The following is a 26,615-nucleotide window of genomic DNA, read 5'->3' as shown; positions in this document are numbered from 1 at the left end:
AGCCCGCGTCGCGCATCGCACCTCGTCACCTGTGTGCCGTCACGACTGCCCGCTTGTTCAACAAAGCCCGATCATGGGCCGGGCATTGGCATGACGCGTCGAAACAAGGCAGTGCAATCCGCATCGATCGCTTTTGGGCCATGGTCGCCGGCAATGGCGCGGCCAATCGCTTTGATGATCGTCCCCGGCGATTTTGCCTTCTTTGGTATCAAGATCCTGGGTTCGCGGATCGTGCCGGCAAGGCTGATCGTCCCGTCATACCGAAGTGCGGCCTTTCCCTTGGGCGCGCCGGTCAGGCGAATGTCCAGACGTTCGTCGGGAAAGGCAATGTTGCCGCCGCCGCGGGTCTGGCTGATGGCGGTGTCGGCAATCAGGCGATCGACGATGCCCTGGCCATGGCGCATGTCGAGCCGCAGGACAGCGCAACGCAGCTGCGATCGCCCGTCATGGTCACCCAGCAGTCCCTTGCCGATGTCGAAGCCCATCAGGGCTGCGACCTTCTCGGGCAGGGGGCCGGACCGCGCGGCCATGCCGATATGGCCATCCGACATGCCGACCGCCTCGCGGATGGTGTCGCCGACGCCGGTCAGCCTTACGCTGGCATCGACGCGGCCGTCGATGTCGCGGCTTCCTCCACCTGCCAGCGCGGCGATCCGGCTGTCCTGCAGGTCGAGCGAGAGACGGACAGTCGGTTTTTTCTGACCCGCGCGCTGATCGACGGTGGCATTGCCCACGATCACGCCTTTAGTCAGACCGATACGCAACGGATCGATCGTAAGAATGCGGTTGTCGAGCGTCAGGACGCCGGTAATGTTGGCGATGGACGATGGGCGCCGACCGCCCAAGACCTGATCGACCCGGACGGCAATGCGGCCGTCCGTCTTGTCGATCTTGGCGATATTGACCCGGGTATTGGGGACGAGCCGCAGACCTTGGGCGCGCTCGAGGGCCTGCGCCCTGGCATTGCCGCTGTCGCTGGCGAGATCCTCGAAATCAAGCCGGCTGAAATGGACTGCGCCGTCGAGCTTCGTGCGGCCATCGGCCTTCGTTGCGGTCAGATGTCCGTCGAGCACGCTCTGCCCGATTGTGCCCCACAGCGTCTTGATCGTCCAGCGGTCGTCGCGGTGAAGCACCTCCGCCCGAAGATCGACGTCCCGCGTGCCAAACAGACCGGCCTCGATGATCCGGTCCACCCGCTTAAGGTCATCGGCCTGGGCGCGAAGAGAGAAGGCCATGTCGTTCGTCCGTAGGGGCCCCGCCATAGTGCCGCGCGCCCGAAGGCGCAGCGCGCTGCCGTCGATCCGTGCTTCGAACGGCCAGCGGCGCCCCTGTGTCATGGGCGCGCCCTTCAGCGCCACGGTAACGGGCGCGCCATCGATGGTTCCGCTGCCACGGGCGGTCAGGCCGGTCGCCGGATCGATGGTTATGGCGAGCAACAGGCTGCGCTTCTGGATGGCGTCCCGGTACCGCAGCGTCGCGTCGGAGACCTGTGCGATCGACATGCCCCGTGACGAGCGTCCGTCGCTATCGTCTGGCTTGCGCCAGTTCTCTCGGCCTTCGGCGTTGCGGATCAGGTCAAGCTTAACCCCCGTCGCCGACAGAAGGTCAGCATCGACCCGTCCGATCAGCAGCGACAGCGGGTATAGTCGTATCCGGACAAGGCGCGCCGAAGCCATGGTGCCGGCTCCGGCCCATCCGGGTTGCGCTACGGTGACGTCGGTCACATGAACGACCGGACGGAACGAGAAAATCTCTTCCCGCGCCAGCATACCGATCCGCACCGGGCTGCCGATCTTCGCGCTCATATGGTGCTCGATGCTGTCCTTGAACCAGGACAGGGGAAATGCCGCGACCATCAGCAGAAGGACAATGGCGAGCCCAGCGGCCGCAGCGAAAAAGATTCGCGCACGGCGCGGCAGGGTAGAGATCATCGCTTTGGGACGAGCGGTGCGACATTATGTTCCGCAAGACACGGGCAGGCGGAAACTTATCCGCTGCAACCCGCCGGTCAGGCCGCGAGCGCCATCAGGCCCTGGGCTGAAGGGCGCGCGCTTTGCTGATGCTGGATTTGGTCGAGATATGAGAAAATGCTGACGACAGCGTCCTGCGCATCATCGAAATCGCTACGTTTCATGTCCAGAATGCCACCGCTCAGGATTTGCTCGAGCGCTGCCCTGGCGCGCGCTACACGGCTCTTCACCGTGCCGATGGCAACGCCGGTGATCTGCGCGGTCTCTTCATAGGAAATGCCGCCTGCGCCGACCAGGATTAGAGCTTCGCGCTGTGGTTCGGGGAGCTGTGTGAGCGCGCGCATCAGGTCGCGCAACTCGACACAGCTGTCCTGCGATGCAGGCGCGGCCAGCAGGCGGTCCGCGACCAGTTCGTCCCAGTCGCCAGTGAAGCGGTAGCGCCGTGTCAGGCTGAAATAATGGTTGCGCAGGATCGTGAAGGACCAGGCGCGAAAATTTGTGTCGGCGGCATAGCGGGTACGCGCTGCCCAGCTCTTCAGCATCGTTTCCTGCACCAGATCGTCGGCCAGGTCCGGATTGCCGCACAGGCTGCGTGCGAAGGCGCGTAGTTGCGGGAGGACCTTGGTCAGTTCCTTCTTGAACGCCTCATCGGAAAGGCGGACCGGCTCGCGCTCGACAGGCATCGCGTCAGACATGAATATTCCCTTTTTTGCCGGTATGTGCATAAGAACATTTCGGATGAGTATCGGTTCCGTCGAGGCGAGGCCCAGGCAAGCCGGGGCAGGGCGGGATTGAAGGAACCTGCTCGAGACGTTCGCATCGACAGGCTTCGCGAAGGCTGGAGCTTAAAAGCCTGTGAGAATCATCCGCAAAAGTACCCGAACCTTCATTGGCGCGTTGTGCGGGAAGAGGCAGGGTGATCTTGCCTTGGCTCCAACGTAAGGGCATGATCATGGCCGACAAGACTGTAGACGCCATTGCGCTCCTCAAAGCTGATCATCGCGCCGTCGAGGCGTTGTTCGAGAAGTTCGAAGCGACCAATTCTAAGTCGAAGCAGAAGGCTGTCGCGACCGAAATCTGCACCGAACTCGTCATTCATACGATGATCGAGGAGGAGCTTTTCTATCCTGCGCTCAAGGGCAAGATCGAAGCAGACCTTCTTGATGAGTCTTATGTGGAGCATGACGGCGCCAAGCTGCTCATCGGGCAGATCGTCGCCGGCGAACCCGAGGAGGACTTCTACGAAGCCAAGGTGACAGTCCTTTCCGAAGAGATCAAGCATCACGTCAAGGAAGAGGAGAGGCCGAAGGAGGGCATGTTCGCTCAGGCTCGCGCCACGGACGTCGACCTCGTGGCCCTTGGCGCGGCCATGGCCGCGCGCAAGGAGGAGCTTAAGGCACAGTTCAAGGGCAACGGCCTTCCGACGCCGACCGCGCGCACACTAAAGCCCGTGAAAATCGCGCTGGGCGAACCCGTCGCCTGATCGCACATCGCGCAGCGGCCGCGCTCAAGGCGGCTGCTGTGCGAGCAAGCATGACTATGCGCGAAGGGCCATTGGAGACCCATATGATCGATCCCTTTATCGCCTGGTCGCGCATGATGGCGGCAGGCATCGATATGCAGGCTACCTGGATGCGCGGCGCCGAAACGCTTCAAGCATCGCATTCTGTCATCGGGGCGCGAACTGGCATGATGCGCGACGCGGCGCTTTTCCCCTTCAAGACCGACTATGAAGAATTAGGCCGAATGGTGCCTGAAAAGGTCGAGGCCTTTGCAAGCAGTGCGCAAACGGTGATGCGCGAGACGTTGGCGATGCAGGGCGCCTGGGCCACCCAAATGCAGCGGATCGGTTTGATGATGGTATCTGGCCGCATGCCGACCTTCGCTGAAACCACGACATTGGCGACGCAAACCGCAAATTATTCCCTTGGCGTTATGACAGCAAGGGCCCGGCTCGGCAAAGGTGCACTCTCGCCCGTGCATCGCGCCGCAACCGGCAATGCGAGGCGGCTGGGCAAAACGAAAAAGAAATGAGCTGCGCTGCGATCTAAAGGGAAGCGGCGCCGCCGCGCGCATGGAGCTGGACATTCTCTTAGGCGCTCCGGCGCCAGAGGCTTTTTTCTGACCATAGGTCAGTCATAGGTAAGTGGTGATGAGACGATTCCGTCAACCAGCCGCTCTAGGGCTTGATGAGGTGGCGGTGGGCTGGTCCTCCTGGCAGCGGAGCCCCAGCAATGATCCTAGGCTGATCCATCGGCCAACTCCGCTCACGACAATATTGTCCCTGACGCAACCATATCGACGGGTGATCCAAAGGCGGAGACGTGCAGCCCATCCCGTCGGGTGACGTCGCCTCTGCGAGATGGTCCGGATTTCGGAGCTGTTCCGCTGGTTCGGCCGGATCGCCGATGCGATTGAGGGAAGGTTTCCAAGACCGTTCATGGCGGTGCATCGTCGTCCGGAGAATCTGCGATAGGGGCGTTCAAGATTCTGTCCCGCCTCGTGCGGATGATGTTCGACACGCAGCTGAGCGTGCGGAAAGAGGCCATGCTGGTAATCGCCGGCGAAAGCCTTACGATCCTTCTGTCCGTTGCAGCTCCCTATCTTCTCAAGCTTGCCGTCGATCTGCTCAGCCAAACCAGGGATCATTCCGCGGCTGATCTGCATCCTCCTCCTCTTCGCCCTCGCGACCGGTGTAACCGGAGCACTGGCTGGCGTGCGGCATCATGCCACGACGCGCATCGTCGAGGCGCTTGCCGGCCATATCACAGTTGCCACGTTACGTGGTCAGGTGCCGCGCCTGGCAAATACCGGCGACGATGGCGGTCCGCTTTTCGGGCAGATCGAGCGGTTGCCCTACAATCTTCAGCTGCTCATCGACGGGATATTATGGCAGGTCGTCCCGCTCGCTGTGCAGATGATCATCTCGCTTTGCGTCATCACGGCCCTTGTGCCCTGGCCCTATGCGCTAGCGATCGGCCTGATCATAAGCGCTTATATGGCGGCATCGATCATCGGGGCGGATCGATACCATGAGCAGGCCGAAGCGACGAACGAGACGGCTGGGAGGCTGACGGCGCTCGTGGGTGACATCCTGCGCTATCCGTCCAGAGCAGCGTTCAACGGCAATGTGCCTGGAGAACTGACGAGCGTCGTGCATCTTTCCAACAGGCGCCTGCGCGAGGCCAGCAGAGGCGCGCGATCGCTCGTGACAATGACTATCGTCCAGTCGTCCTTGCTGGTCCTGGGCCTTGCCGCGTTGCTCGTTCTCGCGGCGCTCGACGTTCTTCAGCATCGGTTGAGCCTCGGGGATTTCGTGCTGCTGCACGCCTTCATTCTCCGCCTCACGCTGCCCCTGGGGGGCTTTGGTTTCTTGGTGCATCAGGCCGGACGCTCCTATGCGCAGACACGCGACATCCTCCTCCTACGGGAGCCGGTCAGGCTCGAGACCTCCTCGTCCGTGCCAAGGCCGGGACCAGCGGCTGTCCATCTTGAAGGCCTAAGCTTTCGCTATGGGGACGGGCCGCTCATCATCAAGAAAGTGAGCGGCTCGATCGTCGCCGGTGGTCTTACCGTGCTTGTCGGCCCCAACGGTTCTGGCAAATCGACCCTTGCGCGTTTGATGGCGGGGCTGCTCGATCCGACCGAGGGCAGGGTCTGGGTCGGTCAGGAGTGCCTCTCAAATATTTCGCCCGAGCTGCGCCATCGGCATATCCTCTATGTTCCGCAACAGATTGGGCTATTCAACCGTCCGTTGCGCGACAATGGTCTTTACCCGCCGACGAGGCTCGACGACGCGCAACTGCTCGATCGCCTCCAGGCTTTGCGCTTCTACGCCGACGAGCGCGTGCCCGACCTCGATCTTACGGTCGGCGATCGGGGTCAGGCCTTGTCAGGCGGACAGATTCAAAAGCTCGAAATAGCACGGCTCACGGGCGTGGAAACGCCGGCCATCATTCTCGATGAGACCAGCTCGGACCTAGACCCGGCGAGCGAACTCGCCGTCATCGAGATGCTGCGTGTCAATCGGCGTGCAAACGGGACCCCCTATCGGCGCGCAAAAGGGACCCCATTTCAAGATGGCGCAAGGTTGATCTGACGCGCTCTCCTGCGCTGCGCGCGGCGTAGGGAGGGCGTAGCCCGACCGAAGGCGCGCGCAGCGCAAAGCATCTTTTAATTGAGGGCCGATGGGGAGGATCAGCTCCGGTTTTTGAAGCGCCAGCTGTCATTGCCGGTCTCGACTATGTCGCAATGATGGGTGACGCGATCCAGGAGCGCGGTGGTCATCTTGGGATCACCGAACACGGTGGGCCACTCCCCGAAGGCGAGGTTGGTGGTGATGATGACACTGGTTTGCTCGTAGAGCTTGCTGATCAGATGGAACAGCAACTGGCCGCCCGATCGGGCGAACGGCAGATACCCCAGTTCATCGAGCACGATGAGATCGAGGCGGGATAGCTGGGCGGCGAGTGTGCCGCTTTTGCCGATCCTGGCCTCCTCTTCGAGACGGGTCACAAGATCAACGGTGTTGAAGTAGCGGCCCCGCGCACCCGAGCGCACGACATTAGCGGTGATGGCGATGGCCAGATGGGTCTTTCCGGTGCCTGTACCGCCGACCAGGACGATATTGCGCCGCGCGGGCAGGAACGCGCCGCTGTGCAATGAACGCACCAGTCCTTCGTTGATCGGGGTGCCCTCGAACCGGAAGGCGTCGATGTCCTTCACGATCGGCAGCCTCGCGGCCGCCATCCGGTATCGGATCGACGCGGCGTGGCGATGCGTCGCTTCCGCCCTCAGAAGATCGGTCAATATCTCCATCGTGGTGCGCTGGCGCTGAAGGCCGGTGGTGACCGCATCGTCGAACGCGCCTGCCATGCCTTTGAGCCCGAGCCCGCGCATGGCCTCGATCATGTCATGCCGCTGCATCGAAGGTCCTCAGCTGGTCGTAACGGGCACAGTCGGCGATCGGAGGATGGCGCAGCGCGCTGTCCTCGGAGGTGATGATCGTGAGTGGACGCGGCGGTTCCCGGCGTCGCGCCAGGATGTTCAGGATCAGGTCGTCGCTTGCCGTGCCCGTCGCCAGTGCCTCGCGCACCGCCGCTTCGACAGGCTCCAGGCCATCGGTCAACACAGCCGACAGCACACGGACGAACCGGCGATCAGCATCGTCGCCATTACCCAGCTTGCGGCGCAGGCGGGCAAGCGCCGGTGGCAGATCCCAGCCCTGGAAGGGGGCGCCGTTCCGCAGCGCGCCGGGCTTGCGGGCCAGCACCGGCAGATAATGCCAGGGATCATAGATCGTGCGGTTGCGCCCGAAGTAGCGAGGATGTTCGGCGACAACCTCCTCGCCGCAGCGAACGACGATACGATCGGCATAGGCGCGGACCTGCACAGTGCGCCGTGCCACCGTCGAGAGCACCGAGTAACGGTTGCGGTCGAAGCTGATCAGGCAGGTGCCCGTCACGGCATGCTCGCTCTCATTGAAGCCGTCGAACGGCCCCAGCATCGGCTGCAGCGCGGATCGTTCGATCTCCAGCACCTGCGCCACGGTCAGCTCTCCCTGTTCGGGATGGGCCTGCCGTTCCGCCCAGCGCCGACACTCGGCCTCCAGCCAGCCATTAAGCTCTTCGAGGCTGGCGAACCGCAGCCGGGGCTGGAAGAAGCGGCCACGGATCGTCTGCACCTGGTTCTCGACCTGGCCCTTCTCCCATCCCGCCGCAGGCGAGCAGGCCGTGGGCTCGACCATATAATGGTCGGTCATGATCAGGAACCGCCGGTTGAAGACTCGTTCCTTGCCGGTGAACACGCTCGTCACCGCCGTCTTCATATTATCGTAGATGCCGCGCTCCGGCACGCCGCCAAAGAAGGCAAAGCCGCGCGCATGCGCGTCGAACAGCATCTCCTGGCTCTCGCGAGGATAGGCTCGGACATAGACCCCGCGTGACGCGCACAGTCGCATATGCGCGACCTTCACCCGCATCGGCTTGCCGGCGATCTCGACATCCTCATGGCTCCAGTCGAACTGGTAGGCCTCGCCTGGCCTGAACATCAACGGGATAAAGGCGGTGACGCCATCGCCGGCATCCTTGCGCCGTTCGATCTTCCATCGCGCCGCGTAGCGCCGCACGGCATCGTAGGAACCCTCAAAGCCTTCGCGCACCAGCAGGTCATGGATCCGCGTCATCCGCAGCCGTTCACGCCTGCCGCGCACCTCGTTCTCTTCCAGCAGCGTGTTCAGACGATCCTGAAACGGACCGATCCTGGGCAGTGGCTGAATCTTGCGCTGATAGTCGAATGCGCCCTCCGGCGCTCGGATCGCCTTACGGATGACCTTCCGCGACACATGCAGATCCCGCGCGATCGCCTTGATCGCCTTGCCCCCGGCATACTCGCGCCGGATCCGAACAACTGTCTCCAAAACCAACATCCCGATCTCGCCGCCTGAAAATCCAGGCAGCTGTTTAAACCATCGAAATGAGGGGTCCCTTTTAGACGCCGATCACCCCGCTAACGGGGTCCTTTTTGCACGCCGATCCACAATCAAGCGGGAGCGATACATCTACTATCACTGTTCGGGCTACAAGCAGAAGTGCCCGGAGAAATATGTGCGGCAGGGGGCGCTGGTAGAGGCATTTTCCGAACAGCTCGCGCGGCTGCATCTGGACGATCAGGTCTTCGCGCTGATCGAACGCGCCCTTCGCGAGTCGCATACGGACCGGAGTCGCGAACGGATTGAAACGATGACTCGCTTAAGGGCTGAAGCCGATCGCCTGCAGCAGCGGTTAGACAAGCTCTACGTAGATCATCTTGACGGGCGGATCTCTGGAGACATGCACGATCGGATGGCATCGAGCTGGCGTGAGGAGCGGGAGCGCTGCTTGCGGCACCTTGAAGGTCTCCACAGCACCGAGGACCTCATTGTCGATGACGGTATCGCGCTTCTGGAGCTTGGCCGGAACGCGCATAAAATGTTCAATAAACAGTCTCCAGGCACCCAAAATGCCCTTTTAAAACTGTTAGTATCGAACACTGTCTGGGCCGGCGGAATGCTAAGAGTAGAGTTCAACGAACCCTTTGGAATGCTTGACAAAATGTCTGATTTTGCGTTGCGTGAAAATCAGCCAGAAGAGGCCGAAAAATCGCAGCGTACAATTTGGCTCCCCGAGTAGGATTCGAACCTACGGCCATTCGATTAACAGTCGAATGCTCTACCGCTGAGCTATCGGGGAACGACCGGCTTTCGCCGGACAGGCCGCGCCTATGCATCGGCTGATTGGAAATGGCAAGAGCGTCGCGCGCCTGAAAATCGAAAAAAGGCTGGTGCAATATGACAGGCGGCAAGATGGCCCGGATGTGACGGGATCGTCGGGCGCGGCTCCGTGAGGGAGCCGCGCCGCGCGATCAGATTTTCCCGGACAGGGAGACGCCGAATACGCGCGGTTCGTTGAACACGGCCGCCATATAGTTTTCGATCACGCCCTTGAGGTTTTTCTCGTTGGTGATGTTGCGGGCGAACGCGGCGATCTCATATTTACCGTCCGGGGCGCTGTAGCCGACCCGCAGTCAGCCTTCGAAATCACCCTTCGAATAGAACTCCTTCGTCCGGTACAGGACGAAGTTGGTATAGCCCTGGATGTTCCAGTCGGTTGCGGCGAAGATCTTGCCGCCATTGCCCAGCGGCACGTCGTAGCGGGCCGAGACGTTGGCGGTATATTTGGGCGCGTTAGGCAGCGGATTGCCATCGATCTGGGCGAAGCTGTTGGCTCCGACCTTGATCGTCGGATCCTCCACCGTGCAGACGACCACGCCGTTCAGGACGCACACCTGAGCGTAGACATTCTTGTCCTTGATCTTGCTGTGCAGCAAGCTGAGGCCGGCCGACAGGGTCAGATTTTCGAACGGACGGGCTTCCAGCTCGGCTTCCATGCCGTACGCGTCGGCCTTGTCGGCGTTGAAGAGGACGCCGTTGCCATTCACATCGTTGCCATTGAGCTGGATATTCTTCACCCGGTATGTGAAACCCGACAGGTTGAAGCGCAACCGGTTGTCGAGCAGGCTGGACTTGAGGCCGGCTTCCCAGGACAGGATGGTTTCGGAGTCCGCGGTGGTGAAATCGCTGTTGAACACGGCGGAGCGGCCCTGGATGGTGGGACCGCGGAAGCCGCGCGCGACGCGGGCGTAGACGCTGACGTCCGGGCTGATCTCATAAAGCGCGCTGACGTCCCAGCTGGGTTCTTTGCCGGTCAGCTTCACATAGCGGCGACCGCCATAGGTGACGGCATTTGCGATGGTATTGGCAGTCTTGACCAGCCGGGTTTCCTTGGTGTCCTTTGTGTAGCGGCCACCGGCGGTCAGGGTGAAGCCGGGCGTGATTTCATAGCTTGCCTGGCCGAACACGGCCCAACTGCTATTCTTGTCGCGCAGGCGCACCCAGTTGTTGGGATTGTGCGCCGCGGTGGTCAGGAAGAAGGCGCGCTGGTAGAAATCGGTCGTGTCATGCTGGTCGAAATACATGCCGCCAACCTGCCATTTGAACGTCGTGTCGCCGTTGCTGGCGAAGCGGAGTTCCTGGGTCAGCTGGTCGAGATCGCGGATATTGCCCTGACTCTGACCGAAGCCGTTGGGTACGCCAGCGACCGGGAAATTGGCGCCTGCGCCGCCATCGGTATCGCCGCGGCTATAGCCCTGGGTCGTTTCATAGGCGGTGATGGAGGTCAGTGTGACCGGACCGAAGTCGATGCCGATATGCTCGGACGCGCCATAGGTCTTGTACGCTTGGGGGTTGTTGTGCGCTTCATCGAGCGCGACCGAACTACGCGGCGTATTCGCTACGCTTTTGGATCCCTTTACCAGGCCTGCACGGTGGAAGATGGTCGATGTCCCGTCATAGTCGCGGGCATGGAAGCTGGTCAGCATCGAGAGGGTTTCATTGGGCGTCAACAACAACTGGACGCGCACGTCCTTCTCGTTGAAGCCGCCCATGGCGTCCTTCCTGGGCGATACCGTGCCGTCGGCGCTGGGGCCGGAATAGCTGTTATCGACCCAGTCGTCGCGATGCTGGTAGAGCGCCGAGACGCGGACGGCGAGCTTGTCCGCCACGATCGGACCGCCGACGCCGCCGTCGAATGTCACGCTGTTATAATTGCCATAGCTGGCCGAAGCCCGGCCCTGCCAGTCCATGGTCGGACGGTTGGTATCGAATTTGATGATACCCGCAGTCGTGTTGCGGCCGAACAGCGAACCCTGCGGGCCGCGCAGCACTTCGACCTGCGCGACGTCGAACAGCGGATTCGATTTCAGCACGACATGCTCCAGCACGACATCGTCCTGGATGATGGATACCGGCTGCGAGGCGCCGAGGTAGAAGTCGATATTGCCCAGGCCGCGAATGTAGAAGCGCGGGAAAATGCGGCCGGTGGTGGTTTCGGCGTAGAGGCCGGGAACGCGCGCGGCCAGTTCCAATATGTCGCCGCCGCCGCTCTGCAACGCGCGCAACTGGTCCCCCTGAACGACGCCGACTGAAACAGGCACCTTCTGCAGATTTTCCGAGCGACGTTCGGCGGTCACGACGATTTCGTCCAGCCGGCCGTCTACCGCGGCTTCCTGAGCATGACTCGCCTGAGCAGATGAGAGCGCGCCAAGCGCTGCCGCCAGCATCAGCGCCGGCCGACCGGATAGGATTTTGGACACGATATTTCCCCGATAATGATATGGTTCTGAAGGCCAGATATGCAACGCAGCCGGACCTGCGTCCGAATGGCTGAAGGAAGGGCCGTCGCCCGACCTGTCGTCACCACCCTCTATGGCTGCCGCTAAGGCGACGACATGTCGATAATGTTACAATATGTTTCTGTGTCTCGGCGGCTCGTCGCAAAGCGGCGGCTTGTGGCATTCGCGTCACAGTGGGAGCGTGCCGCCGGTCTGGACGGACGGTCACGCGCCTTTCATACGGAGCGCTTAGCGCCGCATGCAAAGGGATAAACATCATGAAAATCCGCTCTTTGGTTCTTGTGGCGATCAGTCTGGCTGCGCTGTCCCGCGCCAACGTTTATGCGCAAACGCCGGGCGACAATGACGGAACGATCATCGTGACCGCTCAATTGCGCGAACAGGATCCGATCGACGTGCCGATGGCCTTGACCGCGATCGGCAGTGAACAACTCGATCGATTCGGTATTGAGGAATTCGACGAACTGTCCCGTTACGTCCCGGGTTTCGAGGTCCAGAATCAGTCGCCCAACAATCCCGGCTTCGTGATGCGGGGAATCACATCGGACAGCGGCACGGCCTTCAACGAACCGCGCGTGTCGGTGTTTCAGGACGGCGTGTCGATTTCCAAGTCGCGCGGTTCCTATGTCGAACTGTTCGACATCAGCCGGGTCGAGGTCGCCAAAGGGCCGCAGTCGACGCTTTACGGTCGCGGTGCGCTGATCGGTGCGGTCAACATCGTTCAGAACAAGGCGAAACCAAGCATTTTCGAAGGCGCCGGCAAGGCATCCTATGGCAATTACAATGCCTTTCTCGCCGAAGCCATGGTGAATGCGCCGATCGGGGACGACATGGCCATCCGCCTCGCGGGTCGGATGCGCAAACGTGACGGCTATGTCGAAAATCTGCTGGGGGGCGAGGATTTCAACTCCGCCGACACCTATGCGCTGCGCGGCAGTTTTCATGGAGAAGCCGGGGTTCTGAGCTTCGACCTGGTCGGCAATTATCAGAAGGACACGCCCGAAGGCACCGCCTTCAAGTCGATCGCCTACAACCCGACCGATCCGGCGACCGGCACCGTGATCGGGAATCGCGGGCGCAATAGTGGTGCGACGCTATCGCCGGGAGCGGGCTTTGAAGGCGGCAAGCCCCTCGGACTCGATCGGCAAGTCTGGGGCGTGACCGGCATCGCGAAGCTGAAGCTCGACGAAAGCTTCACCCTCACCTCCATTACCGCCTTCCGCAAGTTCGATACGCTGGAAATTTTCGACGCCGACGGCCTGTCGCTGCCGATACTGACCGCCGCAGAGCAGGCGCATGGCGAACAGACGAGCCAGGAATTGCGCTTCACTTATGAAAATGGTCCGCTGACGGCGTTCGTCGGTGCGAGCTATTTCCACGAAACCGGCTTTCAGCGCGCGTCTGCGCAGTTGGACGAACGAGCGCTGCTGGCGCGCCTTGCCGGTGCGCTCAACGGCGGCGGCGCCATTCCCGGACGGCCGGCCAGCGATCCCCTTCCCGCGGCGCTGCTTGCCAGCCCGGCCTTCACAGGCGCGCTGCTGCAGGGCGTAACCGCCGCCTATGGTGCGCCTATGTCGAGTGCGCAGGCGCAGGCGATCGCCGCTAATCTCAAATCCAACCACTTGGAATCCAACAGCAATAGCGCGCAAACCAGGGCGCTCGACCTCTTCGGTGACGTCACGATTCGTCTATCGGACAGGTTCGAGATCGGCGGTGGGCTGCGCTACAGCCATGACGACAAGCGGGGCGGCTATACGGCGTCTGTGCTGAACGGCCGATCAATCCTGGGCGGGGTTATCGGTGCGCTAGGGCAACCCGCGGCGGTGCGAGATGCGCTGCTCGGCGCATTGTCGGTGCCCGGCGCTGCCGCCATTCCGACGTCGGCCGCCTATCCAGTGCCGCTCTTCGGCCTCGGCAGCCAGCCGACCGCAGGCAATGGCGGGGTCGACAGCGCCAGCCACAAGAATGGCGGCTTTTCCTGGCGCCTCACCGCGCGCTTCATGCCCGGCGAAGGCGCCAGCGTCTATGCGACCTATGCCAGGGGCCGACGTCCCGAAATCCTCGCGCCCACCGGCCCGGCTGCGCCCTTCGGCGCGACCAGTTTCACGGTGCTGCCATCGGAGACGGTCGACAGCTACGAACTCGGTGCGAAGACGGCATTCGCCAACCACAGCCTGTTCCTCGACGGATCGGTCTTCTTTTACCAGTATGACAATTTCCAGACGACCGTGCAGCAAGGCACGCAGACCGTCACCACCAATGCCGGCAAGGCCGAAAGCTATGGTTTTGAGGGGCAAGCGCGTTGGGTGCCCGATGATCTGATCAGTCTGTATGCGAGTTACGCCTATAATCACAGCCGGTTCAAGGCGGGCATTCGCGACGGCAACCGCTTTCGCCTGTCACCCGATCACAGCGCATCGCTCGGTGCGATACTGAGCGTGCCGGCCGGTCCCGGTCGCGTCGCCTTCTCGCCCAGCGTCACCTGGCAATCGGGGGTGTTCTTTGACGACGACAATGACCGGTCCGACTTGCAGCAGCCGCCAGCGGCGCTGGCCGCCGACAATCTGCAGGACGAAATGCAAAAGGGTTATGCGCTGGCGAATGCGCGGCTGGGCTATGAGGCGGTGGGCGGCGACTGGCGGATCGAGGCCTTTATCGAAAATGCTTTCGACAGGAAATATGTCAAGGATGCGGGCAATGCCGGCGACGCGCTCGGTATGCCGACTTTCATCGCGGGCGAGCCGCGCTTCTACGGCATTTCGGCCAGCTTCCGCTTCGGCAGTGCAAAATGACGGGCGATCGGCGGTCCGCGCCTGATCGACGGCGGCTTTGCTTGTCGGCGACAGTCGCCGGGGCGCGCGAAATCTGGTCGTCGCCAACGTCGAAGGCTAACGTTTCCACACCCAAAAATTGGTCCGAAAGGATTTCGCTACATAGCGCACCGCCAGGCACCAAGCCTGGCGACCTAAGCCGCGTCTCGTGTGTAGGAATGTGGCTCCCCGAGTAGGATTCGAACCTACGGCCATTCGATTAACAGTCGAATGCTCTACCGCTGAGCTATCGGGGAGCAACCCGCTTTCGCTGGGCAGGCCGCGCCTATAGCAGCGGCTTTCCTGACATGGCAAGGGCCAAATGACGGAAATTTATGCGATGAATTGTTCCGCCGCGATGCGGTCGTCCAGAGTATGTTCGGGGTCGAACAACAATGTCAGCGGGGTCGCGCGGTCGATGCCGATCTCCACCTGCGCGATGTCGCGCACTTCGCGCTGGTCGGCCACGGCGCTGACCGGGCGCTTGACGGGATCGAGGACGATGAAACGGATGACCGTATTTTCGGGCAGGATGGCGCCGCGCCAGCGCCGGGGACGGAACGGACTGATCGGGGTCAGCGCGACAAGCGCGGACCCCAGCGGCAGGATCGGCCCGTGGGCGGACAGATTATAGGCGGTTGAGCCGGCCGGGGTCGCCACCAGCACGCCATCGCACACCAGTTCAGGCAGCACGGTGCGGCCGTTTACCTGTACCTCCAGCTTCGCGGTCTGGCGGGTTTCGCGCAGCAGCGACACTTCGTTGATGGCGGGAATGGAGAAGCGCTCACCATCGACCGTGTCGACCGTCATGCGCAGCGGATTGACCTTGAAGCTCTTGGCCTTGTCCAGCCGCTGGTCGAGCCGTTCCAGCCGCCATTCGTTCATCAGGAAGCCGACCGTGCCCAGGTTCATGCCGAAGATGGGGACGATCCGCCGCCCTTCCAGCATCGAATGGAGCGTCTGGAGCATGAAGCCGTCGCCGCCGAGCGCGATGATCATGTCGGCCTGCTCGACCGGCACGAAGTCATAGGCGGCGCGCAACCGTTCCTCAGCCGCCCGCGCAGCCTGGGTGGGGGACGCGACCAGAGCGCGCCTTGGTTCGCTGCTCATCCGCCGGTGACGCTCATATGACGCTGCGTGGCGGCGCCTTCGCCCGCGCCGATGCGGAAGTCGTGAGCGGCGGGCTTCAGCCGCAACGCCCGGTCGATCAGGGGTTCTACAGCGGTCAGGCCGCCTTCACGCAGGGCCGCCTTGAAGTCGACATGGTCCTCATGGCCCAGGCACATGAATATCTTGCCCTCGCACGTCATGCGGATACGGTTGCAGTCGGCGCAGAAATTCTGGGTGAGCGGGGTGATGAGGCCCAGTTTGATGCCCATCCCCTCGACCGCATGATAGCGGGCAGGGCCGCCAGTCCGGTGGGAGAGGGGGGTGAGCGCATGTTCGGCGCGAATGCGGTCGGCGACCAGGGTCAGCGGCAGATAATGGTCGGTGCGATCCTCACCGGTGTTGCCGAGTGGCATGGTTTCGATCAGGGTCAGGTCGAACCCTTCTTCGCCGCACCAGCGCAGCATCGGCAGGATTTCATCGTCATTGACGCCCTTGAGCGCGACCATGTTGATCTTGACCGCAAGCCCCGCGGCACGCGCGCCGTCCAGCCCGGCGAAGACCTGATCAATCTTCCCGCCGCGGGTGACATGGGCGAAGCGCTCGGGATCGCGGCTGTCCAGGCTGACATTGATCCGCCGCACGCCCGCATCCGCCAGCATCTCCGCATGGTCGGCCAGCCGCGTGCCGTTGGTGGTGAGGGTCAGTTCCTCCAACTCCGCGCCGATGTGCCGCCCGATCCGGCGAACCAGATCGCCGATGTCCCGCCGCACCAACGGCTCGCCACCGGTCAGGCGAATCTTGCGGATACCGCGTGCGATGAAAAGATCGGCCAGCAGCGCGATCTCCTCCAGCGTCAGCACCTGATTCTTGGGCAGGAACTGCATCTTTTCCGCCATGCAATAGCGGCAGCGCAAGTCGCAGCGGTCAGTGACCGAAATGCGCAGATAGCTGATCCGGCGGCCCAGGCCGTCGGTCATCAATGTGCGTGAGGGATCGGCCATGGCCATGCCGACTAGCTAGGCGATGGACATGGCCGGTGCAAGCGTCGCGGCTTGCGGGGACCATAGGAAGTTGCAGACGAGGCAAGAGGTCGGTAACGCCTATATGCTAGGGCGTGGCGATGCGCGGCGCCGGGGAAAGAAGATTGTGAGCGCGGACCAGAGCGGCGGGGACCAGAGCGGCGGGGGCCAGCGCAGCCTGTTCATCCTGTCGCCCGGAGACCGCGACGGATTAAGCCAGGCCGCGCAGCGTGCCGGCTGGCGCGCTATTGGCGCACGAAGAGCGAAGGATGCGCCGCAGCGTTATCTGCATAGCGAAGCGCAGGTGGCCCTGGTCGATTTGCGCGGCGGCGGCAATGTCGAGGCGCTGCTGACGCCGCTGGTCCCGGCGATGGAAGCGGGCGGCGGTGCGATACTGATATTGATCGATCCGGAGCATCTGGACCAGGCTCCTGCCTTGCTGGCGGTTGGCGCGACCCATTATCTGGTGGGGCCGATCAGCGACATGGGCTTGCGCGCCGCCCTGGCGTCCGCGCATCGACTGGTGGAAAGGCTGGGCGGCGGTGTCGCGCATAACCAGCGCGCGCAGCGCATCCGGCGCGGCGACGCGCTCTATTGGGCGCTCGGGCGTGACGGACAGTTGCGGTTGAGCGACAATCTGGCGCGGCATATGGGATTGGACGACACGCGGATCGCGCCGGCCGCGCTGGTGCGCCGGCTGCCCCGTGTCGAGCGTCGGGCGGTGCTGGCCGGGCTGAGAGCGATGCGGCGCGCAGGGCGACCGGCTGCGCTCGCCCATGCCTTGCCCGAACGACCGGGCCAGCGGCTGGTCCATCATCTGCGCCATAGCGACGGTGCGATCGCCGCCGATGTCGAGTGGTTGTCGGACGGGCAGGCGCAGGATGGCGCCACGCGCGATTATCTGACCGGGCTGCGGTCGCGTCAGGCGGCGCTCGACTGGCTGGATCGGCGGGCGGGCCTTGCCACCACGATCCTGCTACTGTCGATCAGCCAGTTCGACCGGATGAACGCGGCCTATGGCCAGGTTGTCGGCGACGCTCTGCTGGGCCGGATCGCGCGGCGGATCGAGCGGATGGTCGACGATGTCGCGCCCGGCACCATGGTCGCCCGCATCGCGGGAACGGAATTTCTGGTCGGCCTGACCGGCGAAGCAGCCGGGAGTGACCGGGCGACCTTTCTGGCGCGGCAACTGATCGGCGCGGTCGGGCAGCCGTTCAGCGCGGGCGATCACCTCATCCGCCTGATCGCCCGTTGCGGCATTGCGCAGGCCCGGACGGAGGATGACGCCACCCAGTTGCTGCGGCGTGCGGGCACGGCACTGTCCGACGCGCGGCAGGCGGGCGGAGAGGGCATCCGCATCCTGTCGGCCGAAAAACATAGCCGCCAGGTAGATGCCGACCGGCTGGAGACGGACCTGCGCCTGGCTCTGGACCGGGGCGAGATCGGCATCGTGTTCCAGCCGCAATATCCGGTCGACAGCGACAAGATCAGCGGCGTGGAGGCGCTGGCGCGCTGGAATCATCCCCATTACGGGCCGCTGGGCGCAGGCATTTTATTCGCTACCGCCGAACGATCCGACTATATGTTGCCGCTGTCGGCGCATATCCAGGCGGAGGCGTTGCGGCAGGCGGCGGCCTGGCCGCGCGCGCTGTCCGACCTGCGTCTGTCGATCAATGTCACCGCGGCCGACATCGCCCAGCCGGGCTTCATGACCGGTCTGCTGGGGCTGGTGGATCGCAGCGGCTTCCCACGGTCGCGCCTGACGGTGGAGATTACCGAAAGCGGGCTGATCGAGGATGTCGGCGCGGCGTCGGCGCTGCTCACGGCGTTGAGGACGGAAGGGCTGGGGGTGGCGATCGACGATTTCGGCACCGGCTATTCCAGCCTCTCCTATCTCAAGAATCTGCCGCTAGACTATCTCAAGATCGACAGCGGACTGGCGCAGGATATTGCCGGCACGGCCCGCGACCGCATTATCGTGCGCGGTGTCATCCACATGGCCAAGTCTCTGGGCCTCAAAGTGATCGCCGAGGGCGTGGAGACGGAGGAGCAATTGCATCTGCTCGCCCGCGAGGGATGCGATTTTTATCAGGGCTTCCTGCGGTCGGCGGGCGTGTCTTCCGCCGACCTCATCAATCTGGTCCTGGCGACTTAGACAGTCAGCAGCGGCCAGAGGGCGATCAATATACCGACCAGGCTAGCCAGGAAGATGACGGTGCGGACCACCGGGATGCCCGCTGCGTAGAGCGGCAGATAGACGACCCGCGCGCCCAGCCAAATCCAGCCGCCCATGGCCGTCCATTCGCTGGTCTTGTCCGCCGCCACCACGCCAATAAGCGCGACGATGGCGATGGGCAGGGTTTCCTTGAAATTGGCTTCCGCGCGGACCAGACGTCCCGCGAGCGGATGGAGGGGCGGCAGTTTTTCGTCGCGGGCGCCCATATTCCATTTGGGGCCATATTGCTTCGTCTTCACATGGGCCGCGGCGAATATGTGGACCAGCAGCAGAACCATGGACCAGGCCAGGATCGTGAGTTCGACGGGCATGATATTTCCCCCTCCATATGGAGGGGGAAGGATAGGTCTGCGGCCGCTGCATAACAAGCGGAATAGGCGGTGGCCTAAAGCGTCAATCCGACCCTGGCGATCAGGCTGGCGCCGGCATGGCGGCTGGCGGGGCCGTCGATGCTGCTGTTGGCATAGCGCAGACCGGCGGACCAGCGGCCCCTATACCAGTCGAGCGCAACGCCATGGTCCCAATAGCCGCCATCGGGACGGAGCCGTGTGGCGCGCGGGGCGTCACGTACATCGCCCGAAGAGTGGCCGACATGGCCCGACAGCGTAAGCGGTGTGCCGGGGATGCCGACAGCCGAACTGGCCGACAGATAGAGGTTGTCGCCGCCGATCGCCGACTGGCGCGGGGCATAGCGAGCGGCCAAATCCATGCTGGCAGGGCCGAGTGAGAAACCGGCGATCGCGCCGACTTCGCCATAGCCCCATCCGTCGCCATTCGCGCCGGATGCGCCGGGGAAGAGATGGTAGCGCCCCTCCGCGCTCAGCCGCCAGCCGCCTAGTTGCCGCATATAGGTGGCGCCCAGGTCGATCACGGCATCGGCGTCGCCATGGCGGTTGCTGCCCCAGAGCGTGGTGGCCGCGCCGTCGAGGCTGAGCCCTTGCGCGACCGGCACCGACACCGTTCCGCGCAGCACGGGATCGCCGTCGCTCCAGTCGAGGCCGCGGCGGCGTTCGTCGCTGGCGGCTTCGAGTGTGACGGTCGGGTCGGACGCCATCTGCGCGGCGGCCGGAACGGCATGGCCGGCGAGCATGATCGCTCCCAGCCATGCCATGCGGGGCAAGCGATCAATTCGATGCAAGATTGCGCACCGAATCCAGTTCGGCCATCAGCGGCGCGCGATCGGCCTGCGCCACCGCGATCAGATGCGCCGCAATCTTGTCCTGATGCTGGGCGAGATTGCGCTCGCCCGACTGGCGGCCGGGGGTGCAGGCGCCTGCTTCGCTGCCAGAAAACTGCTTGTCGGTCGCGATAGTGCGGGCCAGCGCCGGGCCATGGTCCAGCTTGCGATCAACGACGATGGTCGCGGTCCATTGGCAGCGCTGGGCGTCCATCCGGTTGGGGACTTTGGCGCCAACGGTCCTGGTGCGCATTTCCGCGCGGGCGGTGTAGGTTGCGCCGAGCAGCTGGCCGTGATGTTCGATCGAGACGCTATGGGACGCGGCGGCAGCCGCGAGCGCGATTAGGGTGATGCTCATGTCAATTCTCCTGCTGTGACGCCGGACTTTGCTGGCCGGTCGTCAAAAGCGGATTTAGGTTTCCCCTGTTGCTGCTTGTTTGCTGGATGATGAGGAATGGCGACTTGAGGGTCTAGGTGGAAGCGACGCGATCCGTTTTACCCCGCCGCCTTGGCCAGCCCCTTCGACAGTTGCAAAGCGCCGTTCAGGCGCGCCTGCGGATCGGGCCAGGCGCGATTGACGACGATCTTGCTGTCGGGGCGCAGGCGGGCGACGCCATCCAGGCGCTGGACGTAGGCGACCAGACCCGCGGGATTGGGGAAGCGGTCTTCGAAGAAGCTGACCAGCGCGCCCTTGGCACCCATGTCGATTTTGGCGATGTTCGCCGTCATGCAATTCTGCTTGATCTCTATGATCTTGAGCAGGTTTTGCGTGGGCAGCGGGAGCTTGCCGAAACGGTCGATCAGTTCGGCGGCGAAGGATTCGAGGCCCTGACGGTCCTCGATTTCGTTGATACGGCGATAGAGGCCCATGCGCAGATCGAGGTCCGGCACATAATCGTCGGGGATGAGGATGGGCGCGTCGACGCTGATCTGGGGGGAGAAGCTGTCGCTGCGTTTTTCGATGCCGACGCCGCCGGCTTTGGCGTCCATGATCGCCTCTTCCAGCATCGACTGGTAGAGTTCGAAGCCGACTTCCTTGATATGGCCCGACTGTTCGTCACCGACCAGGTTGCCCGCGCCGCGAATGTCGAGATCGTGGGAGGCAAGCTGGAAGCCAGCGCCCAGCGTGTCGAGGTCCGAGAGAACCTTGAGCCGCTTTTCCGCCGTTTCCGTGATGATACGGTTGGCGGGTGTCGTCATATAGGCATAGGCGCGCGTCTTGGATCGGCCGACGCGGCCGCGGAGTTGGTAGAGCTGGGCAAGGCCGAAGCGGTCGGCACGATGGATGATGAGCGTGTTGGCGCTGGGGATGTCCAGGCCGGATTCCACGATGGTGGTGGACAGCAGCACATCGTAGCGCTTGTCGTAGAAGGCGGACATGCGCTCCTCCACTTCGGTTGCGCTCATCTGGCCATGGGCGACGATGGCCTTGATCTCCGGCACCTCGTTGCGGAGATACTCCTCGATCTCGGTCAGGTCGGCGATGCGGGGGACGACGAAGAAGCTCTGTCCGCCGCGATAATGTTCACGTAGCAGCGCTTCGCGGATGACGACGCCGTCCCAGGGCATGATGTAGGTGCGCACCGCGAGGCGATCGACCGGCGGGGTCTGGATGACCGATAGTTCGCGCAAGCCCGACATCGCCATTTGCAGCGTGCGGGGGATCGGCGTTGCAGTGAGGGTCAGGACATGGACGTCGGTCTTGAGGGACTTCAGCCGTTCCTTATGGGTGACGCCGAACCGCTGTTCCTCGTCCACGATGACGAGGCCGAGCCGCTTGAACTCCAACCCCTTGGCGAGCAGCGCGTGGGTGCCCACGACGATGTCGATCGTGCCGTCGGCCAGGCCCGCCTTGGTCGCCTTCGCCTCCTTGTCCGGGACGAGGCGGGAGAGGCGGCCGATATTGACCGGGAAGCCGCGGAACCGCTCCTCGAACTGCATATGATGCTGGCGCGCGAGCAGGGTAGTCGGGCAGATGACCACGACCTGCATTCCGGCCATGGCCGCGACGAAGGCCGCGCGGAGCGCGACCTCGGTCTTGCCGAAGCCGACGTCGCCGCAGACAAGGCGGTCCATGGGCTTGCCCGATCCCAGATCCTCCACCACGTCGTTGATCGCGCGGTCCTGATCGTCCGTCTCCTGATAGGGGAAGCGATCTACGAAGGCGGGGTATCCGGCCTGATCCGGTTCGGCGACGGTGGCGGCGCGCAGGGCGCGCTCGGCGGCGGTTTTCAGGAGTTCGCCCGCGATTTCGCGGATGCGCTCCTTCATCTTCGCCTTGCGCCGCTGCCAGGCTTCGCCGCCCAGCTTGTCGAGGCTGACGCCTTCATTCTCGCTGCCGTAGCGGGAGAGAACTTCGAGATTTTCAACCGGAACGTAGAGTTTGTCGCCACCAGCATAGGTCAGGGCGACGCAATCATGGGCGGCCTTGCTGACCGGAATCTGCGTCAGCCCTTCATAGCGGCCGATGCCGTGATCCATGTGGACGACGAGGTCGCCGGGCGAGAGGGTGGCCAGTTCCTGTAGGAAGGCGTCGGCGCTTTTCTTGCGCTTGGCGCGACGGACCAGGCGGTCGCCGAGCATGTCCTGTTCGGTGAGGACGGCAACGTCGGGTGCGGTGAAGCCGTGGTCGAGGGGCAGGACGGTGAGCGTCACGCTGCCATTGGCGGCGACGCCCAGCGCCTCTTGCCAGCCGTCGGCGGTGGCGAGGCGGGGGACGTCATGGTCGGCGAGCAGGCCGGACAGGCGTTCGCGTGCGCCGAGCGAATAGCTGGCGATGACAATCTTTTTTTGGGTCCGGCGCAGGCTGGCGATATGCTTGCTGACCGCTTCGTAGATGTTGCTGTTCTGCGCGCGTTCGGGGGCGAAATCACGGGGGCCGTCGACGGCGAAGTCGAGGACGGTTGCACTTTCCGGTTCGTGGAAGGGCGTGGTGTGGTGCATCCGCCGCGTGGCGACGGCGGCGTCCCATTCGGTGGCGTCGAGATAGAGCGAGTCGGGTTTGAGCGGACGGTAGGCGCCAGGATCGGCCGACTTCGCCTGGACGCGGTTGGCATGATAGTCGCGGATCGCCTCGAACCGGTTTTCCGCCGCGCCCGCGACGCCGGGATCGCGGATCAGGACGGCGTCATCGCCCAGATGGTCGGCGAGGGGGACGAGCTTTTCCTCGAACAGGGGGAGCCAATGTTCCATGCCCGCCAGGCGGCGGCCGTCGCTGACCGCCTGATAGAGCGGGTCGCCGGTCGCGGTCGCGCCGAACGTTTCGCGGTAGCGGCTGCGGAACCGCTTGATCGTGTCTTCGTCCAGCAGCGCTTCGGAGGCGGGGAGGAGGGTGAAGCCATCGACATTTTCGATCGTGCGCTGGTCGGCCGCGTCGAATCGGCGGACCGTCTCGATCTCGTCGCCGAAGAAATCGAGGCGGAGCGGTTGTTCCTCGCCGCCGGGGAACAGGTCGACGATGCCGCCGCGAATGGCGAATTCGCCCCGGTCGTGGACCGTGTCGGTACGGACATAGCCGTTGGCCTGGAGCATGGCGGCCAGCGTCTGGATCGCGATCCGTTCCTTGGGCGCGAGTTTCGCGACGAGCTGGCGCACGCGGAAGGGGGTGAGCGTGCGCTGGGTCATGGCCGCCAGCGTGGTGAGGACCAGTTGGGGGCCTTTGGGCGGGGCTTGCAGCGCATGGAGTCCCGCCAGGCGCGCGGAGGCGGCGCGCAGCGAGGGGCTGGCGCGATCGTAGGGCAGGCAGTCCCAGGCCGGGATTTCGATGATCTCGATCTCTGGCGCGAAATAATGCGCCGTGTCTGCGACCGCACGCATCAACTGTTCGTCGGACGCGATGAAGACGGCACGGCCGCCAGCGGCCCCCGCCGCGCGGGCGATGTCGGCCAGCAGCCAGGGCTGGAAGCCTGCGGGCACGCCGGACAGGGTGAGCGGCGCCTTCGCCTTCAGGATTTTCTGGAGATCGGTCATTCTGTTTTTCGTCATTCCCGCGAAGGCGGGAATCTATCTCCCGGCCTGTCGCCTAATTGGTCCGTTGGGAGATGGATCCCCGCGCTGGCTTGCGGCCGCTATTCGGGTCGCGGGGATGACGAGGATCAGTTCTCGATCTTCACGAAATCGAGCTTCAGGAACTTGTCCATCATCGGGCCTTTCCATTCGTCCGGCACTGGGATGGTGCCGAGCGCCCAGCCGATGATGTCGGCGTCCTGCTCCTCCATGAACCGTTCGAACCAATCGATCTCTTCCGCATTCCATTCTGCATGATAGCGTTCGAAGAAACCGCCGACCGTGTAATCCGATTCGCGCGTGCCGCGGTGCCAGGCCCGAAATTTCAGACGGCGCATCAGGGGGGTGTCGTTCACAATTTGTTCCTTTTGCGGGCATGGCAAAATGGCCGATCGGGGATTTGTATGACCGCCCCTGCTCAGCTACAGGCAGCCAGATAGCCATGCGACCCGATATTCTCAATCCGCTCTTTGCCGAAATATCCCTGTTCAAGGGGATCGGCCCCACGCTGGCCCGTCCTCTGGAGCGGCTGGGGCTGGCGCGGGCGGTCGATGTCGCCTTTCATCTGCCGGTTAGCTGGGTGGACCGCCACCTGACCGACAGGCTGGACATGGCCGATGCCGGGCGAGTGGTCGGGATCGAACTGACGCCGGTCGATTATCGCGCCAGCGGCAGCGCGCGCGCGCCCTTTCGCGTCGATGCGGTCGATCGCTACGGCAATCATGTGGCGCTGGTCTATTTCGGCCGGAATAGCGGCTGGCCGCGCAAATTGCTGCCATTGAACGAGCCGAAATTCGTGTCGGGGAAGCTGGAGGCCTATGGCGACAATCTCCAGATCGTCCACCCGGACTATGTGTTGCCGCCCGAAGAAGGCGGCACGGTGCCGCCGCGCGAATCTGTCTATGGGCTATCCGAAGGGCTGACCAACAACCGGATGCGTGACATTGCGGGACAGGCGCTGAGCCGCGCGCCCGACCTGCCCGAATGGATCGAGCCGAGCCTGCTGGCGCGCAAGGATTGGCCTGCCTGGCGCGAAGCGCTGGGTCGGGTTCATGCCGACCCGTCCGACGCCATGGCGCGCGAGCGACTGGCCTATGACGAGATTTTCGCAGGACAGTTGGCGCTGATGCTGGTGCGGCAATCCTCGCGCAGGCGGCGGGGCGTCTCGATCCAGGGCGATGGGCGATTGCGGGACATGCTGAAATTGCCCTTCGCGCCTACGGGCGCGCAGCGACGGGCGATCGGCGAGATCGAAGGCGACATGGCGCAGGCGACGCCGATGCTGCGGCTGCTTCAGGGCGATGTCGGGTCGGGCAAGACCTTGGTGGCGCTGATGGCGCTGCTGAACGCGGTCGAGGCCGGGATGCAGGGTGCGATGCTGGCGCCGACCGAGATTTTGGCGCGGCAACATCATGAGACGCTGCGGAAAATGGCGTCGGGCCTGCCGATCGAGATCGCGATCCTGACCGGGCGTGAGAAGGGCAAGGTCCGGGAAGCCACGCTGATGGGGCTGGCGGACGGCAGCATCGACATCCTTGTCGGCACCCACGCCATCTTTCAGGAAGCGGTGCAGTATAAGGCGCTGGGTCTGGCCGTGATCGACGAGCAGCATCGCTTCGGCGTGGCGCAGCGCATGATGCTGGCGAGCAAGGCGGAACGGTCTCCGCATCTGCTGGTGATGACGGCGACGCCGATCCCGCGCACGCTGACGCTGACATATTATGGCGAGATGGACGTGTCGCGGCTGGACGAGATGCCGCCGGGGCGTCAGCCAATCCAGACGCTCGTCATGGCCGCCAGCCGGCTGGACGAGGTGGTGGAGGCGCTGGCCCGCCATGTCGAGGGCGGAGGGCAGGCCTATTGGGTGTGCCCGCTGGTCGAGGAAAGCGAGACGAGCGATCAGGCCGCGGCGGAAATGCGGGCGGAGTCGCTGCGGCAGCGGTTCGGGGCGCGTGTAGGCCTTGTCCATGGCCGGATGAAGGGACCGGACAAGGATGCGGCGATGGAGGCCTTTGCCGCCAATCGCACGCAGATATTGGTGGCGACGACGGTGATCGAAGTGGGCGTGGATGTGCCCAACTCCAGCCTCATCATCATCGAGGGGGCGGAGCGGTTCGGCCTCGCGCAACTCCACCAGCTACGTGGGCGCGTGGGGCGTGGCGACAAGCCGTCGGTCTGCCTGCTGCTGCGCGGCAATGCGCTGGGCGAGACGTCGCGCGCGCGACTGGCGCTGATGCGCGAGACGAATGACGGATTCCGGATCGCCGAGGAGGATCTGAAGCTGCGTGGCGCGGGCGAAGTGCTGGGCACGCGCCAGTCGGGAGAGGCGGAACTGAAGGTCGCAACGCCGGAGCATGTCGCGGCGCTGGTGGATAGCGCGCGGGACGATGCGCATTTGCTGATCGAACGGGACGGTGGGCTGGACAGCGCGCGGGGGCAGGCGGCGCGGACATGTCTGTATCTGTTCGAGAAGGATGCGGCTGTGGGGTTGTTACGGGGCGGATAGCCTTCCAACGGAACCGCTCGTCTCTTTTTTGCTGCAACTGCGAAACGTCAGAG

The 26,615-nt window shown here is 63.6% G+C and carries 18 protein-coding genes, 2 tRNA genes and 1 pseudogene; 7 read left to right on the top strand and 14 right to left on the bottom strand.

From position 1 onward, the window contains the following. Window positions 1–71: 71 nt before the first annotated feature. Together SBA_RS15510 and SBA_RS15505 are read right to left on the bottom strand one after the other, a co-directional pair. Entirely contained in the window at window positions 72–1,856 is a 1,785-nt protein-coding gene (locus SBA_RS15510) for an AsmA family protein (protein WP_390902456.1), read from the bottom strand. 152 nt (window positions 1,857–2,008) lie between these two features. After that, the gene (locus SBA_RS15505) at window positions 2,009–2,665 is read right to left on the bottom strand and encodes a sigma-70 family RNA polymerase sigma factor (protein WP_261935059.1); all 657 of its coding nucleotides are present in this window, start codon (window positions 2,663–2,665) and stop codon (window positions 2,009–2,011) included. Window positions 2,666–2,922: 257 nt separating this feature from the next. On the opposite strand from SBA_RS15505, the gene SBA_RS15500 reads away from it, so the two are divergent. The 3 genes from SBA_RS15500 (at window position 2,923) to SBA_RS15490 (ending at window position 6,069) form a co-directional block, all read left to right on the top strand. Beyond that, complete coding sequence (locus tag SBA_RS15500) at window positions 2,923–3,453, top strand: hemerythrin domain-containing protein (protein ID WP_261935058.1); 531 nt, start codon at window positions 2,923–2,925, stop codon at window positions 3,451–3,453. 83 nt (window positions 3,454–3,536) lie between these two features. Further along, window positions 3,537–4,004, top strand: a complete 468-nt coding sequence (locus SBA_RS15495) for a hypothetical protein (RefSeq protein WP_261935057.1) — start codon at window positions 3,537–3,539, stop codon at window positions 4,002–4,004. A gap of 556 nt (window positions 4,005–4,560) precedes the next feature. Continuing rightward, window positions 4,561–6,069 (top strand): ATP-binding cassette domain-containing protein, encoded by a 1,509-nt coding sequence (locus SBA_RS15490; protein ID WP_261935056.1) that lies wholly within the window; start codon window positions 4,561–4,563, stop codon window positions 6,067–6,069. Window positions 6,070–6,167: 98 nt separating this feature from the next. Here SBA_RS15490 and istB read toward each other — a convergent pair whose 3' ends face one another. Continuing rightward, entirely contained in the window at window positions 6,168–6,896 is a 729-nt protein-coding gene (gene istB / locus SBA_RS15485; protein WP_261934260.1) for an IS21-like element helper ATPase IstB, read from the bottom strand. Then, the gene (gene istA, locus SBA_RS15480) at window positions 6,883–8,397 is read right to left on the bottom strand and encodes an IS21 family transposase (protein WP_261934293.1); all 1,515 of its coding nucleotides are present in this window, start codon (window positions 8,395–8,397) and stop codon (window positions 6,883–6,885) included. Before istA ends, istB begins: the two co-directional genes overlap by 14 nt. A gap of 178 nt (window positions 8,398–8,575) precedes the next feature. Here istA and SBA_RS15475 point away from each other — a divergent pair, with 178 nt between their 5' ends. Beyond that, on the top strand, window positions 8,576–9,139 hold the full coding sequence (locus SBA_RS15475) for a hypothetical protein (protein WP_261935055.1): 564 nt from the start codon (window positions 8,576–8,578) through the stop codon (window positions 9,137–9,139). Here SBA_RS15475 and SBA_RS15470 read toward each other — a convergent pair. Both SBA_RS15470 and SBA_RS15465 read right to left on the bottom strand, forming a co-directional pair. After that, window positions 9,125–9,199, bottom strand: a tRNA-Asn gene (locus SBA_RS15470). The two genes, SBA_RS15475 and SBA_RS15470, sit on opposite strands and share 15 nt — an antisense overlap. Before the next feature lie 172 nt (window positions 9,200–9,371). After that, a pseudogene (locus SBA_RS15465) lies at window positions 9,372–11,627 on the bottom strand (TonB-dependent receptor). Window positions 11,628–11,956: 329 nt separating this feature from the next. Between SBA_RS15465 and SBA_RS15460 the strand changes: the two are divergent. Beyond that, the gene (locus SBA_RS15460; RefSeq protein WP_261935054.1) at window positions 11,957–14,491 is read left to right on the top strand and encodes a TonB-dependent receptor; all 2,535 of its coding nucleotides are present in this window, start codon (window positions 11,957–11,959) and stop codon (window positions 14,489–14,491) included. Window positions 14,492–14,691: 200 nt separating this feature from the next. Here SBA_RS15460 and SBA_RS15455 read toward each other — a convergent pair. The 3 genes from SBA_RS15455 to moaA form a co-directional block, all read right to left on the bottom strand. Continuing rightward, window positions 14,692–14,766: transfer RNA gene (locus tag SBA_RS15455), tRNA-Asn, on the bottom strand. Window positions 14,767–14,842: 76 nt separating this feature from the next. Next, window positions 14,843–15,619: an NAD kinase gene (locus tag SBA_RS15450; protein ID WP_224549272.1), complete on the bottom strand. Its 777-nt coding sequence runs from the start codon at window positions 15,617–15,619 to the stop codon at window positions 14,843–14,845. Continuing rightward, window positions 15,616–16,626, bottom strand: a complete 1,011-nt coding sequence (moaA, locus tag SBA_RS15445) for a GTP 3',8-cyclase MoaA (protein ID WP_261935053.1) — start codon at window positions 16,624–16,626, stop codon at window positions 15,616–15,618. The genes SBA_RS15450 and moaA overlap by 4 nt, the downstream gene beginning before the upstream one ends. 139 nt (window positions 16,627–16,765) lie before the next feature. Between moaA and SBA_RS15440 the strand changes: the two genes are divergently transcribed. Further along, a complete protein-coding gene (locus tag SBA_RS15440) occupies window positions 16,766–18,793 on the top strand; it encodes a putative bifunctional diguanylate cyclase/phosphodiesterase (RefSeq protein ID WP_224549268.1) in 2,028 nt (675 codons plus the stop codon). Here the strand turns inward: SBA_RS15440 and SBA_RS15435 are convergent. From SBA_RS15435 to SBA_RS15415, 5 genes are all read right to left on the bottom strand, one after another. Next, on the bottom strand, window positions 18,790–19,185 hold the full coding sequence (locus tag SBA_RS15435; RefSeq protein WP_224549266.1) for an MAPEG family protein: 396 nt from the start codon (window positions 19,183–19,185) through the stop codon (window positions 18,790–18,792). The two genes, SBA_RS15440 and SBA_RS15435, sit on opposite strands and share 4 nt — an antisense overlap. Before the next feature lie 74 nt (window positions 19,186–19,259). Continuing rightward, a complete protein-coding gene (locus SBA_RS15430) occupies window positions 19,260–19,985 on the bottom strand; it encodes a TorF family putative porin (protein WP_261935052.1) in 726 nt (241 codons plus the stop codon). Window positions 19,986–19,998: 13 nt separating this feature from the next. Beyond that, window positions 19,999–20,409 (bottom strand): hypothetical protein, encoded by a 411-nt coding sequence (locus SBA_RS15425; protein ID WP_261935051.1) that lies wholly within the window; start codon window positions 20,407–20,409, stop codon window positions 19,999–20,001. 137 nt (window positions 20,410–20,546) lie between these two features. Further along, a complete protein-coding gene (gene mfd / locus SBA_RS15420; protein ID WP_261935050.1) occupies window positions 20,547–24,020 on the bottom strand; it encodes a transcription-repair coupling factor in 3,474 nt (1,157 codons plus the stop codon). A 125-nt stretch (window positions 24,021–24,145) separates the two neighbouring features. Further along, window positions 24,146–24,412: an FAD assembly factor SdhE gene (locus SBA_RS15415; protein ID WP_224549258.1), complete on the bottom strand. Its 267-nt coding sequence runs from the start codon at window positions 24,410–24,412 to the stop codon at window positions 24,146–24,148. 86 nt (window positions 24,413–24,498) lie between these two features. Between SBA_RS15415 and recG the strand changes: the two genes are divergently transcribed. Continuing rightward, window positions 24,499–26,562, top strand: coding sequence for an ATP-dependent DNA helicase RecG (recG, locus tag SBA_RS15410; RefSeq protein WP_261935049.1), 2,064 nt, complete (start codon window positions 24,499–24,501; stop codon window positions 26,560–26,562). The last annotated feature ends 53 nt before the right edge of the window (window positions 26,563–26,615 follow it).

The organism is Sphingomonas bisphenolicum, from assembly GCF_024349785.1.
Taxonomy (GTDB): domain Bacteria; phylum Pseudomonadota; class Alphaproteobacteria; order Sphingomonadales; family Sphingomonadaceae; genus Sphingobium; species Sphingobium bisphenolicum.
The sequence above is the reverse complement of the archived record's forward strand: the minus strand, read 5'-3'. Positions and strand labels throughout refer to the sequence as shown.